The organism is Mesorhizobium metallidurans STM 2683 (assembly GCF_000350085.1).
Lineage (GTDB): Bacteria > Pseudomonadota > Alphaproteobacteria > Rhizobiales > Rhizobiaceae > Mesorhizobium > Mesorhizobium metallidurans.
In genome coordinates this window covers 1-14819 of record NZ_CAUM01000059.1, presented here as the reverse complement: position 1 = coordinate 14819, position 14819 = coordinate 1, and the positions used below count along the sequence as shown (strand labels likewise).

The window sequence follows — 14819 nt, the reverse complement described above, 5'->3', positions numbered from 1 at the left end:
GAACTCACGCAGCCTGGCTTTGCGCCTTCGTGGTGGTTTGACTTTGCGCTTTGGTGGTGATGAACACGCCGACAACGATGATGGCCGCGCCCGCCCAGGTCAGCAATTGGTAGTGCTCGCCGAGGAAGATCGTTCCGGCAAACAGCCCGACCGCCGCCGCCACATAGCCGATCTGGCTGAGATAGACCGGGCCGCCGACCGCCTGCAGCCGGAAGAAGAAAACAAACATCGCCGAGGCCGACGCCACCTGTCCGGCGGCCACCAGCGGCACGCCGCCAAGCGGCGCAAAGGCCTTGACCCCGAACAGGGCGAGAATCCCGGCGAGCAGAAGCGTGGCCGATGCCAGATGGCTGCCGACAGCGAGTTCGATCGGGCCGGTGCCTTCGGGCCAGTCGACCGTACGGTAGATGTTGCCAACGGCAAGGCTGACCGGAATGAGCAGCCCCATCAGCACCCAGAAGAATTCGGCCGGCTGGCCGGCCTCGCCGCGCGTCACAGCGACCATCACCGCGCCGACGAAGCCTACGGCGATGCCGGCGACGCCGAGCAGATTGGGTCGCCGGACGCCAAGCAGGATCGAAAACACCAGCGTGATGACAGGCGACAGCGTGAACATGATGCCGGTATAGCCGGCGCCAAGATGCGGAATGGCCGAGAACATCAGGAGATTGGGGATAGCGTAGGATACCGCCGCGGTGACGAAGAAATAGCGCAGCCTGTGCGGGCTGAACCGGACGCGCTCCCCGTTGAGCAGCAGAGCGCACAAAAGCACGCCGCCGGCGCCAAACGAGATGATGAAGGCCCAGACCATGGCCGGCACGCCGGCCGCCGTCGCCAGCTTGCCGAACGGCAGCGTCAGGCCGAGCAGGCCGCCGGTGACGACCAGAAGGCCGAGCGCCGAATCCCAGAGAAATTTCATTGTGTTTCCTCGATCGCTGCGAGGTCACCAGCAAAAGCAGCCGGGTGAATGAACCAGTTCGGGAAAATTGGCTGAGTCAGTTGCGATCGTCGGGAAAGCTCGGGATCGGCATGAACTCGACGCCGTCCTCGGCCAGGCTCTTGGCCTCGTCAAGTGTCGCCTCGCCATAGATGCCGCGCGGATCGCTCTCGCCGAAATGGATCTTGCGCGCTTCCTCGGCAAATTTGTCGCCGACATAGTCGGCATTCTCGCGCACTTTCTCGGCCATGGCCTTCAATTGCGCCAGCGCCTGCTTCTGCGCTTCGCCCATGGCGAGCGCGATCTTTTCCTGTTTGCGCCCGGTGGAGACGGCCGGCGCCATCAGCGCCTTTTCTATCTTGTGCGAGCCGCAGGTGGGGCAATCAACGAAACCGCGCTTCTTCTGGGTGTCGAAATCGTCGTTGCTGCGGAACCAGGCTTCGAATTCGTGGTCGTGATCGCAGATCAGGGAGAATCGGATCAAGACGCCGCACCCCTGAGGCGCAGTGCCTCGGCCGAACCTGCATTGACGGCGAAATCGCGCGCATTTTTCAGATTCGGAATCTTTTTACGCGCGGCAAGCGACTGCCCCGGATCGATCTCGGCGACGATCACCGCCGGTTCGTCATGCGCCGCTTCCGCAACGATGCGGCCCCATGGATCGACGATCAGCGAATGGCCGTAGGTCTCGCGGCCGTCCTCATGCAGTCCGCCCTGCGCCGCGGCGACGACATAGGCGCCGTTTTCGATGGCGCGTGCCCTGAGCAGCACGTGCCAGTGAGCCTCGCCGGTTTGCCGGGTGAAGGCGGCGGGCACCGAAAGCAGGTCGGCGCCAGCCAGCGCCTCGGCGCGGAAGAGTTGCGGAAAGCGCAGATCGTAGCAGACGGCGAAGCCCAGCCTCGCGCCGTCGATCCCGGTGACGACGGCCTCGATGCCGGGCTCATAGGCGGCGGATTCGCGCCAGCTCTCGCCATTGTCGAGGTCGACGTCGAACATGTGGATCTTGTCGTAGCTGGCAAGCGTAGCGCCATCCGGCCCGAACAGCAGCGCGCGGTTGGCGAGCTTGCCGTCGGCGCGCAGGATGGCGGTCGAGCCGATATGCAGGAAGACGCCGAATTCTCGGGCCAGCTTGCGTGCGGTTGCGACGATGATGTCCTTATCCTCCGAGGTGAAGGAGGCGGCGCGCGCTCGGCTGTCGCGGACCAGCGCACCGGTCATTTCCGGCGTCTGGATGTAGGTCGCGCCCTGGCGTGCCGCCTCGCGCACCAGCCGCTCCAGGTCGACCGCATTGCGCTCCGGGCTGGTGCCCGAACGCATCTGGATCGCCGCCGCCTTGAAAGCACCCATGGTCATGTCCTCAAATTCGCCGAGCCGTTGGCAAGAAGTTTGTCTAGCCGGCCCTGCGCCTCCAGTTCGTGAAGATCGTCTGAGCCGCCGACATGCGTATCGCCGATGAAAATCTGCGGAAAGGTCGAGCGGCCGCGCGCGCGGGAAATCATTTCCTGGCGTAGTTCCGGCGAGAAGGATGCGTCGTGTTCGGTGTAGGCAACGCCCTTGCGCTCGAGCAGCCGCTTGGCCGCCATGCAATAGCCGCACATCATCCGTGTATAGATCGTCACATCGACCATCGGGTCAGCAATCCTGCCTTTTCCAGAACTTATATAGTCGCGGACTCGTCCGCCCGAAAGTCCCCCGGCAACACGCGCGCGAAGGTCAGCACATCGACCGCGCCGGCACCGCCCTTCTTCAGCGCCTTGGCGACCGCGCGGACGGTGGCGCCGGTGGTATAGACGTCGTCGATCAGCAGCACCCGGCCCCCGGCGATCTCGATTTCCGCCTCGCCGGGCACTTTGAATGCGGCACGCACATTCTCCTCGCGCTCCTGCCGCTCCAGCCCGACCTGCTGGCGGGTGAGTTTGACACGGCGGATCGCCGACGGCGCGAAAGGCCGGCCGCCAAGCTGTGACACCGCCCTTGCGAGCTCCGCAGACTGGTTGAACTGGCGCCTGAAAAAGCGCCGCCAGTGCAGCGGCACCGGCACGACCATATCGGCCTCCGCGATCAATTCGGCGCCGGCGCGCAGCATCCAGCGCGCCATCCATGGCGCCAGATCGGTGCGATCCTGGTATTTCAACCCTTGCACCATCTGGCGGGCGACACCGGAATAGGCCACTGCTGCCCGCGCACGCTCGAAGGGCGGCGGGTCGGCAATCGCCTCGGCGGACAGGAACCCATCGCCCATGTGATGGGTGAACGGCGTGCCCATGACCGGGCACCAGGGCCGCTCCAGAAGCCTGAGTTTCGGCCAGCAGGCGCCGCACAGCACGCCGGGCTGCGAGACATGGCGGCGGCAGCCGGCGCAGACCGGCGGAAACAGGATGCGCGCCGGCCAGCCCAATGCCTTTCGAGCAATACCCTTGATCGCAATACCCTTGATCTCTGGCATAGGATCGGCCACGTGGTTGGTCCTCCGCGCCACTATATCCAAGCACGGGAAAACAGGAACCTGCCCATTGCACCCTATAACAGACATCCCGCTGTGGCTGGCGCACAAGCGCCGGGCATTGGCCCACCCTGTCAGCGGTGCGGATTTCCTGATGCGCCGCGCAGCCGAAGAACTTGCCGACCGGCTGGGCGCCGTCGAGCGCAAATTTAACAGGGCGGCCGTCCTGTTTTGCCAGACGCCGTCTGCCGCCGGCGCGATCGAGGCAAGCGGCAAGGTGGCGGAGATCGTGCGCGTCGAGGCGGACGCGGCTTTCCTGAAGGGCGAGGCGGGATTGGTCTCATCGTTGGAAACAGTGCCGTTCGAGCCGCAAAGCCTCGACCTCGCTGTCTGCCTGCTGTCGCTGCAGGCGATGAACGACATTCCCGGCATGCTGGTGCAGATCCGCCGCGCGCTGAAGCCGGACGGTCTTTTCCTCGGCGCCTTTGCCGGCGCCGGCACGCTTTCCGAATTGCGCGAAAGCCTGCTGGCCGCCGAGACCGAGCTCTATGGCGGCGTCAGTCCGCGCGTCATCCCGTTCACCGACGTGCGTGACGCCGGCGCGCTCTTGCAACGTGCCGGCTTCGCCTTGCCGGTGGCGGATGTCGAAACGGTGACGGTGCGCTACGCAACCCTGTTTGGCCTGATGGCGGATTTGCGGGCCATGGGTGAGACCAGCGCGCTCGTCGACCGTAGCCGCCGGCCGGGCACGCGAAGGCTGTTTGCCCGCGCCGCCGAAATCTACGCCGAACGGTTCGCGGACGCCGATGGTCGCATCAGGGCGAGTTTCCCGATCGTCTGGATGTCCGGCTGGGCACCGGATGCCTCGCAGCAAAAGCCGCTGAAGCCGGGCTCAGCCAAGGTCTCGCTCAAGACGATATTGGAAAATCCCGAAGGGCGCTGACCGGACCCCACAACCCTGGATAGCCGGTTGCGATCATTTTGCGAAAGCTTTCACCAGCTTGCTGTTGTTGTCGCTGAACATCCAGGAGATCGCATCGGCGGCCTGGCCGATGCCGCTGATGACGGTGAGCGACAGTACGGCAACGATCAGCCCATATTCAATGGCCGTGGCGCCTGTCTCGTCCTCTAAAAATCGCTGCAGCACTGTTTTCATGGCCATCGGTCCCGCTTGCCACGACCCTAGCGCCGACGTGTTAAGAAAGGTTAACGGCACAGGCTTAACAGGCGATGAAACGGCGGCGTTCTCGAAATATGTTAACTACGCATGCCCCGCAAAGAGCGCCGCACGCATGACGCGCTTTCGATCAGCAGTCGCCGCTGTTGCTGCCATTGTTGCTGATGACGCAGACCGAACCGGGCAGCGGCTGCAGGACACTCCTGCGCAGCGTGTAGGTGTCGCGACGACCGATCGAAGCCGTGCTCATCATGTCGACGCCGCTTCCGAAATCGTCGCCGGTGGACTGCAATCGCGTCCGGCTGTCGAGGTAAGGCGTCGCGAACAAGGCCAGAGCCACCGCGGCCGAACCGAACAGCAGCGTGAGGCGCAACAGGCCCATGCCTGCTTCGCTTGCACTACGAAAACGATCGGGCCGGATCGAATCCCAGTCCCTGTCGAGGCTCATGCAATCGCTCCCCGGTGATATCGGCGCTTTGCCTCAACTTTTCACGGCAAGATAAATCTTTCATTAACGCCGCGTGAAACAGGGCCGGCAGCGAACAGTCCGGCTTACAGCAGATCGATGAGGAACTGAACCAGCGGCGGGTCGGCCGGCGGCATCGGAAAATCGCGCATCTGGCGCGGCCGTACCCATTTCAGCACCTGGCCCTCCTTCGGCTGGGCGATGCCATGGAAGCGGCGGCAGACGAACAGCGGCATCAGCAAGTGAAAATCATCGTAGGAATGGCTGGCGAAGGTCAGCGGCGCCAGGCAGGGGATTTCGGTCTCGATGCCGATTTCCTCGTAGAGCTCGCGGATGAGGCACTGTTCCGGCGTCTCACCGGGCTCGACCTTGCCGCCCGGAAATTCCCACAGACCGGCGAGCTGCTTGCCTTCGGGACGTTGCGCCAGAAGCACGCGGCCGTCGGCATCGACCAGCGCGCAGGCCGCGACCAGGAGCAGGCGCTTGCCGGCGGATTTGACGTCGCTCATGCGCCGGGCGGCCGGCGATAGTGATAGCGATAGACTTCTTCGAAGCCCAGCGAACGATAGAGCGCCAGCGCCGGCGCATTGCCGGCCTCGACCTGCAGCCAGGCTTCGCGGGCGCCGCGCAGCCGCGCCCATTTCAGCGCCGACAGGATAAGATTGCGGCCATGACCCTGGTTGCGCACCGATCTGTCGGTGGCGACCTCGAACAATCCGGCAAGATCGCCGTCATGAACGCAGATCAATGTCGCCAGCGGCTCGCTGTCCTGTTCGAGCGCGAACAGCCCGGCCTCGGGCTGGATCGCGCCGATGATCTCTGACAGGCCGGGGCGCAGCGACACGTCGGAACCGCTGACCTTGAGCGATGCGCCGATAAAGCGGCTGATATCCTTCAACGGGATCTGGTCCATGGCCAGGTCGAGTTGCGCGTCCGCCAGCGGCAGGCGCATCACCAGCGATTCGTCGAATATGCTCCAGCCTTCCTTGTCGAGATGCCCAGACAGATCGGGCCCCGACAGTGGCGAGATGCGAAAGGTCAGCGGCCTGCCATAGGCGTCGAAACGGCGGCTGGCGCGGCCGATGCGCTCGCCAATGTGCTGGGTGTCGCCCGGATCCAGCGGGTTGACCGAATTCAGCCGCTTGGCCGGATGGCCGGCCGTCAGCCGCACCACCCAGGTGCCGTCATAATGAACGGCCGCCGCCGGCCAGGCGCGGAAGCCGGCCGCCTCGTAGCGGCGTACGATGGCGAGCACGCTTGCCGGATGTCTGGAAACCAATGCCGTCAGCTCCGCCAAATTCCTCAGCTACGCCAAATTCCTCAGCTGCGATAGTCGCCGTTGATGGCGACATATTCCTTGGTGAGGTCGCAGGTCCACACCGTTGCCTTGCCGCGGCCGATGCCAATATCGGCGCGGATGCGGATTTCGTCGCGCTTCATATAGGCCGATGTCGCCTCTTCTGAATAGGCAGGGTCGCGCTCGCCCTCATGCGCCAGCCGGTTGTCGCCGAACCAGATCGACAGAAGGTCGCGGTCGGCCGGCTCACCGGCCTTGCCGACGGCCATGACGACGCGGCCCCAATTGGCGTCCTCGCCGGCAACCGCCGTCTTGACCAGCGGCGAATTGGCGATGGACAGCGCGATGCGCTTGGCCGAGCGCGCCGATTTCGCTCCGGTAACGGTGACTTCGACCTGCTTGCGCGCGCCCTCGCCGTCGCGCACCACTTGCAGCGCCAGCGATTTCAGCACCTTGCCGAGCGCGCGGCGGAACGCACCGAGGCGCGCATCCCTGGGATCGCTGATTAGAGGCGCGCCGCGACGCGCCGCCGTGCCGGTGGCAAACATCAGCAGCGTGTCGCTGGTCGAGGTGTCGCTGTCGACGGTGACCGCATTGAAGGTCTTGGCCGTGCCGCGCGACAACAGATCCTGCAGCACGGGTGCCGCGATCGGCGCGTCGGTGGCAATGAAGGAGAGCATCGTCGCCATGTCGGGCGCGATCATGCCGGCGCCCTTGGCGATACCGTTGATGGTGACGTCGGCATCACCGAGCTTGATGGTCGCGGTCGCCACCTTGGCATAGGTATCCGTGGTCATGATCGCCTTGGCGGCTTCGATCCACAGTTCCGGCTTCCCGTGCCCGACCAGCCCGGCGAGCAGATGGCTGAATTTGCCGGTATCGAGCGGCTCGCCAATCACACCGGTGGAGGCCAGGAACACCTCGCCCGGCGTGCATCCCGCCGCTTTGGCCGCCGCCTCACCGGTCATGGCCGTGGAGGTCCGGCCCTTCTTGCCGGTGAAGGCATTGGCGTTGCCGGAATTGACGACAAGCACACGCGCCTTGCCTTGCCCCAGATTCTGCCGGCAGAAATCGACCGGCGCCGACGGGCATTTCGACCTGGTGAACACGCCGGCCACCGTGGTGCCGGCGTCGAAGACCATGGCCAGCAGGTCGGTGCGGCTCTTATACTTTATCCCGGCCTCGGCGGTGGCGATGCGCACGCCCTCGATCGCGGGCATTTTGGGATATTTCTTCGGCGCGAGCGGCGAAATCGTTACGGACATGGGGACCTCGGGCGGGAACATCGCAAAGGGAAGGCCGGTTTGCCCGATACGGCGCGCCGGTGCAAGGGCGTTTTCGCAGCCGGCCGTGACGCGGGGGTTCCGGTTTCCGCCACTCCCGCACCGGGCGATTTGTCAGCATCATGGCTGTTGGTGGAACGGGACGTTTCGTTTCATCGCCAGCTCACATATGATTGCCCGAGAAATTGTTGGCGAGGATGACAGGAATGGCCGAGGACGCTGATTCGGGGCGCAAGTCGATCGGCGCGCGACGCAACCCCGACAGCGCCGAGGCCATTCTCGACGCCGCCGAAGCGGTGCTGGTCGAGGCCGGCTATGCCGGCTTTTCGATCGAAGCCGTGGCCCGGCGGGCGCGTGCCGGCAAACCGACGATCTATCGCTGGTGGCCGAGCAAGGCAGCCTTGCTACTCGAAATCTATCAGCGCGGCAAACGTGTCGACAGCCCCGACACCGGCAACATCGAGGACGATCTCGTCGGCTTCCTCAAAAACCTGTTTTCGCACTGGCGCGAGACATCGTCGGGCAGCGTGTTCCGATCGCTGATCGCCGAGGCGCAGTCGGACCCGGCCGCCGGGGCGGCCCTTGCCGACTATTCGAAAGGCCGCCGCTCCCATACCGGCCAGATGATCGATCGCGCCAAGGCGCGCGGCGAGGTGGCAGTCGATGTCGACGCCGCGCTCGTCGCCGACCTGCTCGCCTCCTTCGCCTGGAAGCATCTTCTCACCAATCGTCTCGACGAGGACGATGCGACACTACGCACCGCGGTTCGCTATATGGTACAAGGCATACTTGCACATGGTCGTTAGGGAGGATCGGCGGCTTGCTTGAAAGAACATCCCGAGTGCTGCCGGTCAGCCTGATCATCGTTTCCGACTATCTGACAGCGGATGGCGACGCGGAATTGCGGCGCTCGCTGCAGGCCTATGCGCAGGACCGCCAGGGCATTCCCGGCGAAATCGTCATCATGCTGCCCAATGACCAGACTTCAGGCAGCCATCATTCGAAAATCGAGGCCGAGTTCGCCGGCAAGCCCGCCTGGCTCTGCCCGTCGGTGATCGTCGCAACCCATGACAGCGACGAGTCCTCGCAGCTGAAGGACGCCGCACTCGCATACTGCCGTCATGATCTGGTTGCGGTGGTCGAGGCCGACTGTCTGCCGCGGCCGGGCTGGCTGGCGGCCCTCTACGAAACCGCCGGGAAGGACCCGCAGCTCGGCGCGGTTTCCGGGCGGACCAGCTACGGCGAAGAGAACATGATGAAAAGGGTGATGTCGCTGCTCGACCGCGGCTTCATCGAGCGCCGCAACCGGCATGGCCAGGTCATTCATGCCAGCAACAATGGCGCGCTCTACCGGCGCCAGGTGCTCGAACGCTATCGCTTCGAGGCCGATCACGGTCCCTTCGTCAGCTCGCATCTGCGCCAGCATGCCATGCTGAAGGACGGCGTCGCCATGGAGGTTGCGCCCAGGGCCATCTCGATCCACGCCTATGAGGGCTTGGGTTTCATCTGGGACGTCAGGCGGAACAAGGGTTACCAGTTCGCGCGGATGGAGCAGCGCAGGAAACCGCATCGCTCGAAGCTCGGCCTCGCCTATCGCGCCGTGGCGACGTCGTTCAAGGAAAACCGCCAGACCGCGCAGGCCGTGGGCAATCAGTTCTGCCGCTGGACGGACTGGCCGCTGTTCTGGGCAATGATGCTTGTGGTGCGGGTCCCCGAATTTTCTGGCGCGCTCGCCGCCGATGATCCGGCGGCATTCAAGGCATCGACGCATTATCGGTAAGCAAAAGGGCGCCTTGCGGCGCCCTGTCACCATCCAAACCTGATACGGCCCTGAATTACTTCGCGCTTTCCAGCGTGTCGACTGTCTTCTTCAGGTTGGCGTCGGGGATTTCGACCTTGGCGGCGGCGCGCAGTTGCTTGACCAGGGCGAAATACTTGTCGCGGATGACCGCCTGCTTGGCCTGGTCCTTGACCTCGTCGAAGGCCGGCGGCTGCTTGGTGCGCTTGTCCTCGACCTTGATGACGTGCCAGCCGAACTGCGACTGCACCGGCTGCTCGGTGTATTTGCCGACCGCCAGCGCGAAGACCACCTTGTCGAATTCCGGCACCATCTGGCCCGGACCGAACCAGCCGAGGTCGCCGCCATTGGTCTTGCCGCTCGGATCGCTGGTGTTCTCGTTGGCGAGCTTCTGGAAGTCGGCGCCGCCGTCGAGCTGCTTGATGATCGCGTCGGCCTCTTCCTTCGTCTTCACGAGGATGTGACGGGCATTCACCTCGTTGGTCGGCGGGGTGTTGGCGATTTCCTGGTCGTAGCGGGCGCGAACCTCGGCATCCGTTACCTTGTCGACGACGCTCTTCTCGACCATCTCGCCATGCAGGGCGCGCTGCTGCAGGAACGCCATGCGGCGCTGGAAACCGGGATCCTTGTCGAGGCCGGTGGCGACCGCCTGGGCGGCCATGACCCTGATTTCGATCGCCGCCGAAAGTGCGGCCGCGCGGCGCTGCTCGGGCGGCATCTGCGCGAACTGCTGCGACAGCTCGCCTTCGGCAAGCCCAAGGTCCGCCTCGGTCAGCGTCTGGCCGTTGACGGTCGCCACCACTGCGTTCGGATCGACCGGCGCTGCCGCCGGAGCGGTCGGCTGGGCGGGCGCCGCCGGCTGGGCGGGCGCGGCATCCTGCGCCATCAGCGGCGACAGTGAGAGAGCCGACAACCCGACGGCCAGACCAAGGCTGGCGAACGACACGCGGCGGAACAATAAGGACATGAGATAACTCCAGTGGGATTGGCGGCTGTTTCAGATCAGCCAGATTGTGGCGGAATTTGGCGCGGTCGGCAGGGCGAGCGCGGCGTTGACATCGATTGAGCCCCCTCTTATCTGTCCAACGACTTTGCGTCCAGAACCGTTTTCCGGGCGCTTTTTGCGTTTGTCCGCGTTTCACGCGGAATTGATGGGGCCGGCCGGTGCCCGTCGCAACGACTAGGAATGCTATCGAAAGGGCCATTGGATGGTCAGTCTCGGCGGTCTCGCCCGTAAGGTTTTCGGCTCCTCCAACGATCGTCGGGTCAAATCGACCCGACCGCGCGTCGAGGCGATCAGCGCCATGGAAAACGAGATGCGGGAGCTCTCCGATGCCGAACTGACGGCCCGCACCGGGAAATTCCGCCAGGACATCGCCAACGGCGCCTCTCTCGATGATCTGCTGATACCGGCCTTCGCCACGGTGCGCGAGGCGGCCCGCCGCGTGCTCGGCATGCGCCCGTTCGACGTGCAGCTCATCGGCGGCATGGTGCTGCACAGTGGCGGCATCGCCGAGATGCGCACCGGCGAGGGCAAGACGCTGGTCGCCACGCTGCCGGTCTATCTCAACGCGCTCGCCGGCAACGGCGTCCATGTCGTCACCGTCAACGACTACCTCGCCACCCGCGACTCCGAATGGATGGGCCGCGTCTATAAATTCCTCGGCCTTAGCGTCGGCGTCATCGTCCACGGCCTGTCCGACGAGGAGCGCCGCGTCGCCTACGCCGCCGACGTCACCTACGCCACCAACAACGAGCTCGGCTTCGACTATCTGCGCGACAACATGAAGTATGAGCGCAACCAGATGGTGCAGCGCGGTCACAATTACGCGATCGTCGATGAGGTCGATTCCATCCTGGTCGACGAGGCGCGCACGCCGCTGATCATTTCCGGTCCGCTCGAGGACCGCTCGGACATGTACAACACCATCGACGCCTTCATGCTGAAGCTCGGCCCGGCCGACTACGAGATCGACGAGAAGCAGAAGACCTCGATCTTCACCGAGGACGGCACCGAGAAGCTGGAGAACCTTTTGCGCGACGCCGGCCTGCTCAAGGGCGAGTCGCTCTACGACGTCGAGAACGTCGCCATCGTCCACCATGTCAACAATGCGCTGAAGGCGCACCGGCTGTTCCAGAAGGACAAGGACTATATCGTGCGCAATGGCGAGATCGTCATCATCGACGAATTCACCGGCCGCATGATGCCGGGCCGCCGCTATTCGGAGGGCCTGCACCAGGCGCTCGAAGCCAAGGAGCATGTGGCGATCCAGCCGGAGAACCAGACGCTCGCCTCGGTCACCTTCCAGAACTATTTCCGCCTCTACAAGAAGCTTTCCGGCATGACCGGCACGGCGCTGACCGAGGCCGAGGAATTCGGCAACATCTACGGCCTCGAAGTCACCGAGATCCCGACCAATCTGCCGGTCATCCGCAAGGACGAGGACGACGAGGTCTACCGGACGGTCGAGGAAAAATACAAGGCGATCGTCAAGGAGATCAGGGACGCCAGCTCCAGGGGCCAGCCGACGCTGGTCGGAACCACCTCGATCGAGAAATCCGAGCAGCTGGCCGAGCGCCTGCGCAAGGAAGGTTTTAAGGATTTCGAGGTGCTGAACGCCCGCCACCACGAGCGCGAGGCGGCCATCGTCGCCCAGGCCGGCAAGCCCGGCGTCATCACCATCGCAACCAACATGGCCGGCCGCGGCACCGACATCCAGCTCGGCGGCAATGCCGAGATGCGCATTGCCGAAGAGCTTGGCGACATGCCGGAAGGCCCGGAGCGCGAGGCGAAGGAAAAGGCCATCCGCGACGACGTCGCCCGCCTGAAGGAAAAGGCGCTCGCCGCCGGCGGCCTCTACGTGCTCGCCACCGAACGCCATGAATCGCGCCGCATCGACAACCAGCTCAGAGGTCGTTCCGGCCGCCAGGGCGATCCGGGCCGCTCCAAATTCTTCCTGTCTCTCCAGGACGATCTGATGCGCATCTTCGGCTCCGAGCGCATGGACGGCATGCTGCAGAAGCTCGGCCTCAAGGAAGACGAGGCGATCATCCACCCCTGGATCAACAAGGCGCTGGAAAAGGCGCAGAAGAAGGTCGAGGCGCGCAACTTCGACATCCGCAAGAACCTGTTGAAATATGACGACGTCTCGAACGACCAGCGCAAGGTGGTGTTCGAGCAGCGCATCGAATTGATGGACGGCGAGGGTCTTCCCGAAATGATCGCCGAGATGCGCGAGGGCGTCATCGACGAGATCGTCGCCAAGGCCATCCCCGAAAATGCCTATGCCGAGCAATGGGACGTCGCCGGCCTCAAGGCCGAGGTCGCCGAATTCCTCAACCTCGATCTGCCGATCGAGGAATGGGTCAAGGAAGAAGGCATTGCCGAGGACGATATCCGCGAGCGCATCGCGGCCGCCACCGACGCCGCCGCCAAGGAGCGCGCCGAGCGTTTCGGCCCCGACGTCATGACCTATGTCGAGCGCTCGGTGGTGCTGCAGACGCTCGACCACCTGTGGCGCGAGCACATCGTCAACCTCGACCATTTGCGCTCGGTCGTCGGCTTCCGCGGCTACGCCCAGCGCGACCCGCTGCAGGAATACAAGGGCGAGGCGTTCGAACTGTTCCAGGCGATGCTCGGCAATCTGCGCCAGGCCGTGACAGCGCAGTTGATGCGCGTCGAGCTGGTCCGCCAGGCGGCCGAAGCCCCGCCGCCCGAGGCGCCCGACATGTTCGGCAGCCACATCGACGGCTCCACCGGCGAGGACGATTTCGACGGCGGCGAGACAGCACTTCTGGTCCGCCGGGAGACCAACGCCACCGTCGCCCCCGAAAACCGCGATCCCAACAACCAGGCCACCTGGGGCAAGGTCGGCCGCAACGAGGCCTGCCCGTGCGGTTCGGGCAAGAAGTACAAGCACTGCCACGGAGCGTTTGCGTAAGGCACGCCTTTCCCTTCTCCCCGTTCACGGGGTGCCCGAAGGGCGGATGAGGGGCGGCGCGGACGTTCGCGGTTGGCCAATCTCCCCACCTGAGGGGGGCCAGAGGGGGCGCTGTCCCGCTGGTCTCTCCGCTAAAATCCCGCGAAAGCAGCTTCGTCCACGGTCACTTCCTCGACCATCTTCACCAATACGCCGATCTTCTGCTCCTTGAGCAGGTCGCATAATCCGTCGCCATCGATCAGATCGATGGCCGGCGCCCCATCGCGCACGGCCTCACGCCGAGCGTCTGCGGTAAATGTTCCGGTGGTGATAATCAGGCCCTTGTCGGCTCTGCCCACCATCGCGCCGCGAAAATCGCGTACAACGCCCGCGCCAACTGACCCTTTCCAACGTTTGGACTGGAACAGCACGTGGAATGAAAGAAGGTTGACCCGCAATACGCCGGTGCCGTCGATGCCACCATCGCCGCTTCTACCTGTCACTTCCACCTTGATGAAGCCCGCCTCCCGGAGAAGCCGCTGGCACAGTCGCTCAAAGGCCGCCGGGTCCAGCGCCAAGAGGATGTCCAGCAATTGCTCTCGCCAGTCCTTCAAGGCGATATCCGCTGCTTCCGCTTCGGCCTCCACGCGCTCAGGAGTCGCGATAACCTTCGCCTTGCGCAACGCGGCATCTGCTCGCCTCACGCGCCGTACGATCTCGTCGGGAGCAAGTGACAGCGATGCACGGCCCTCTGCCGTCAGGGCCCACACGCCGCGCTCGCTGTTGTTCGTGAGGCCTGCATTTTTCAGCCAGCTTCGCGCCCAGGCGCAGCGATAGTCGAATCTCGACCTCGGCCCATCGCCAACCAGCACTGCCCGCGCCGCGTCGGAAATGTTCATCAAAGCAGCGGTCTTGTCGTCGATTTCTTCGATCGAAGCCGAGCCTCCGAGGGCGTCCAGCGCTCTGAGAACAGGCACGAAGAACTCGGCAAAGGGTGGAACGATCGCTTTCATCTATTCTTCTCAGGCCACTTTGCGCGAGACGAATTTACCGTCCGGAAGTGGCGTCACCCGACCATAGCGCGCCAACGTGAGAAGCACTTGCGCCACACGTTGCTCGATCTTCTTTCCGCCCCCTTTGAACGCGCGGGAGATTGCAGCGGCGTCGAGCGGGACGGTGCTCGCCGAAAGCAACGCTTCCACGGCCAGCGGCTGCTCGTATCGGTCTTTTGGGAAGACGGGCTTGCCGGCATCGATCGATACGACGGTCTCGCCGAGGTCGAGTTCGCCGGTTTTCGCCGCCGTGCCCTTGGCAAAGCGCGATATCTGATAGTCGGGCCGAAGCCAGCGAACCTGCCCCGCAGCCTCTTCCTTGGCGCGTTCGGCGTTCAACGCCACCAGTCTTTCGAGTACCTGCTCGTCGGACAGTTCGGCCGGCCAGCCATAGGCTTCTGCCGTTAGGCGATCGATCGTGTCGTGCAGTTCCTTCAGGATCAGCA

Annotated in this window: 16 protein-coding genes and 1 pseudogene; 4 read left to right on the top strand and 13 right to left on the bottom strand. The window is 64.3% G+C overall.

Annotated elements, in window-relative coordinates:
* Positions 1 to 4: 4 nt before the first annotated feature.
* The 5 genes from MESS2_RS10330 to MESS2_RS10310 all read right to left on the bottom strand — a co-directional run bounded on the left by MESS2_RS10330 (position 5) and on the right by MESS2_RS10310 (position 3395).
* Positions 5 to 919, bottom strand: a complete 915-nt coding sequence (locus MESS2_RS10330; protein WP_008874148.1) for a DMT family transporter — start codon at positions 917 to 919, stop codon at positions 5 to 7.
* A gap of 76 nt (positions 920 to 995) precedes the next feature.
* On the bottom strand, positions 996 to 1421 hold the full coding sequence (locus MESS2_RS10325; protein ID WP_008874147.1) for a DUF1178 family protein: 426 nt from the start codon (positions 1419 to 1421) through the stop codon (positions 996 to 998).
* Positions 1418 to 2284 (bottom strand): carbon-nitrogen hydrolase family protein, encoded by an 867-nt coding sequence (locus tag MESS2_RS10320; protein WP_083918456.1) that lies wholly within the window; start codon positions 2282 to 2284, stop codon positions 1418 to 1420. Before MESS2_RS10320 ends, MESS2_RS10325 begins: the two co-directional genes overlap by 4 nt.
* Before the next feature lie 2 nt (positions 2285 to 2286).
* Positions 2287 to 2565 carry a glutaredoxin 3 gene (grxC, locus tag MESS2_RS10315; protein WP_008874145.1) on the bottom strand — a complete coding sequence of 93 codons (279 nt, stop codon included), beginning with the start codon at positions 2563 to 2565 and terminating at the stop codon, positions 2287 to 2289.
* Positions 2566 to 2594: 29 nt separating this feature from the next.
* Positions 2595 to 3395, bottom strand: coding sequence for a ComF family protein (locus tag MESS2_RS10310; RefSeq protein ID WP_008874144.1), 801 nt, complete (start codon positions 3393 to 3395; stop codon positions 2595 to 2597).
* Positions 3396 to 3450: 55 nt separating this feature from the next.
* Between MESS2_RS10310 and MESS2_RS10305 the strand changes: the two genes are divergently transcribed.
* Positions 3451 to 4323 (top strand): methyltransferase domain-containing protein, encoded by an 873-nt coding sequence (locus MESS2_RS10305; protein ID WP_008874143.1) that lies wholly within the window; start codon positions 3451 to 3453, stop codon positions 4321 to 4323.
* Between the two features lie 33 nt (positions 4324 to 4356).
* On the opposite strand, the gene MESS2_RS10300 is transcribed toward MESS2_RS10305, so the two are convergent.
* The 5 genes from MESS2_RS10300 to argJ form a co-directional block, all read right to left on the bottom strand.
* Positions 4357 to 4542 carry a Flp family type IVb pilin gene (locus MESS2_RS10300; RefSeq protein ID WP_008874142.1) on the bottom strand — a complete coding sequence of 62 codons (186 nt, stop codon included), beginning with the start codon at positions 4540 to 4542 and terminating at the stop codon, positions 4357 to 4359.
* A 145-nt stretch (positions 4543 to 4687) separates the two neighbouring features.
* Positions 4688 to 5005 carry a hypothetical protein gene (locus MESS2_RS10295; protein ID WP_008874141.1) on the bottom strand — a complete coding sequence of 106 codons (318 nt, stop codon included), beginning with the start codon at positions 5003 to 5005 and terminating at the stop codon, positions 4688 to 4690.
* Between the two features lie 104 nt (positions 5006 to 5109).
* Positions 5110 to 5532, bottom strand: coding sequence for a (deoxy)nucleoside triphosphate pyrophosphohydrolase (locus tag MESS2_RS10290; RefSeq protein ID WP_008874140.1), 423 nt, complete (start codon positions 5530 to 5532; stop codon positions 5110 to 5112).
* Positions 5529 to 6302, bottom strand: a complete 774-nt coding sequence (locus MESS2_RS10285; RefSeq protein WP_244439939.1) for a GNAT family N-acetyltransferase — start codon at positions 6300 to 6302, stop codon at positions 5529 to 5531. The genes MESS2_RS10290 and MESS2_RS10285 overlap by 4 nt, the downstream gene beginning before the upstream one ends.
* A 41-nt stretch (positions 6303 to 6343) precedes the next feature.
* The gene (argJ, locus tag MESS2_RS10280; protein ID WP_008874138.1) at positions 6344 to 7585 is read right to left on the bottom strand and encodes a bifunctional glutamate N-acetyltransferase/amino-acid acetyltransferase ArgJ; all 1242 of its coding nucleotides are present in this window, start codon (positions 7583 to 7585) and stop codon (positions 6344 to 6346) included.
* 224 nt (positions 7586 to 7809) lie between these two features.
* Here argJ and MESS2_RS10275 point away from each other — a divergent pair, with 224 nt between their 5' ends.
* Together MESS2_RS10275 and MESS2_RS10270 are read left to right on the top strand one after the other, a co-directional pair.
* Complete coding sequence (locus tag MESS2_RS10275; RefSeq protein WP_008874137.1) at positions 7810 to 8409, top strand: TetR/AcrR family transcriptional regulator; 600 nt, start codon at positions 7810 to 7812, stop codon at positions 8407 to 8409.
* 14 nt (positions 8410 to 8423) lie between these two features.
* Positions 8424 to 9383: a glycosyltransferase family 2 protein gene (locus MESS2_RS10270; RefSeq protein ID WP_244439937.1), complete on the top strand. Its 960-nt coding sequence runs from the start codon at positions 8424 to 8426 to the stop codon at positions 9381 to 9383.
* Between the two features lie 55 nt (positions 9384 to 9438).
* Here MESS2_RS10270 and MESS2_RS10265 read toward each other — a convergent pair whose 3' ends face one another.
* Positions 9439 to 10368, bottom strand: coding sequence for a peptidylprolyl isomerase (locus MESS2_RS10265; RefSeq protein ID WP_008874135.1), 930 nt, complete (start codon positions 10366 to 10368; stop codon positions 9439 to 9441).
* 241 nt (positions 10369 to 10609) lie between these two features.
* Between MESS2_RS10265 and secA the strand changes: the two genes are divergently transcribed.
* Positions 10610 to 13342 carry a preprotein translocase subunit SecA gene (gene secA, locus MESS2_RS10260; RefSeq protein WP_008874134.1) on the top strand — a complete coding sequence of 911 codons (2733 nt, stop codon included), beginning with the start codon at positions 10610 to 10612 and terminating at the stop codon, positions 13340 to 13342.
* A gap of 131 nt (positions 13343 to 13473) precedes the next feature.
* Here the strand turns inward: secA and MESS2_RS10255 are convergent, their stop codons facing one another.
* Both MESS2_RS10255 and MESS2_RS10250 read right to left on the bottom strand, forming a co-directional pair.
* Positions 13474 to 14334, bottom strand: a complete 861-nt coding sequence (locus MESS2_RS10255) for a restriction endonuclease (RefSeq protein ID WP_008874133.1) — start codon at positions 14332 to 14334, stop codon at positions 13474 to 13476.
* Positions 14335 to 14343: 9 nt separating this feature from the next.
* Positions 14344 to 14819 (bottom strand): annotated as a pseudogene (locus tag MESS2_RS10250) (class I SAM-dependent DNA methyltransferase); the annotation flags it as partial.

Coding starts and splice junctions, on each gene's coding strand:
- MESS2_RS10330 (WP_008874148.1), bottom strand. CDS start 919: ATGAAATTTCTCTGGGATTCGGCGCTCGGCCTTCTGGTCGTCACCGGC.
- MESS2_RS10320 (WP_083918456.1), bottom strand. CDS start 2,284: ATGGGTGCTTTCAAGGCGGCGGCGATCCAGATGCGTTCGGGCACCAGC.
- grxC (WP_008874145.1), bottom strand. CDS start 2,565: ATGGTCGATGTGACGATCTATACACGGATGATGTGCGGCTATTGCATG.
- MESS2_RS10300 (WP_008874142.1), bottom strand. CDS start 4,542: ATGGCCATGAAAACAGTGCTGCAGCGATTTTTAGAGGACGAGACAGGC.
- MESS2_RS10295 (WP_008874141.1), bottom strand. CDS start 5,005: ATGAGCCTCGACAGGGACTGGGATTCGATCCGGCCCGATCGTTTTCGT.
- MESS2_RS10290 (WP_008874140.1), bottom strand. CDS start 5,532: ATGAGCGACGTCAAATCCGCCGGCAAGCGCCTGCTCCTGGTCGCGGCC.
- argJ (WP_008874138.1), bottom strand. CDS start 7,585: ATGTCCGTAACGATTTCGCCGCTCGCGCCGAAGAAATATCCCAAAATG.
- MESS2_RS10275 (WP_008874137.1), top strand. CDS start 7,810: ATGGCCGAGGACGCTGATTCGGGGCGCAAGTCGATCGGCGCGCGACGC.
- MESS2_RS10265 (WP_008874135.1), bottom strand. CDS start 10,368: ATGTCCTTATTGTTCCGCCGCGTGTCGTTCGCCAGCCTTGGTCTGGCC.
- secA (WP_008874134.1), top strand. CDS start 10,610: ATGGTCAGTCTCGGCGGTCTCGCCCGTAAGGTTTTCGGCTCCTCCAAC.
- MESS2_RS10255 (WP_008874133.1), bottom strand. CDS start 14,334: ATGAAAGCGATCGTTCCACCCTTTGCCGAGTTCTTCGTGCCTGTTCTC.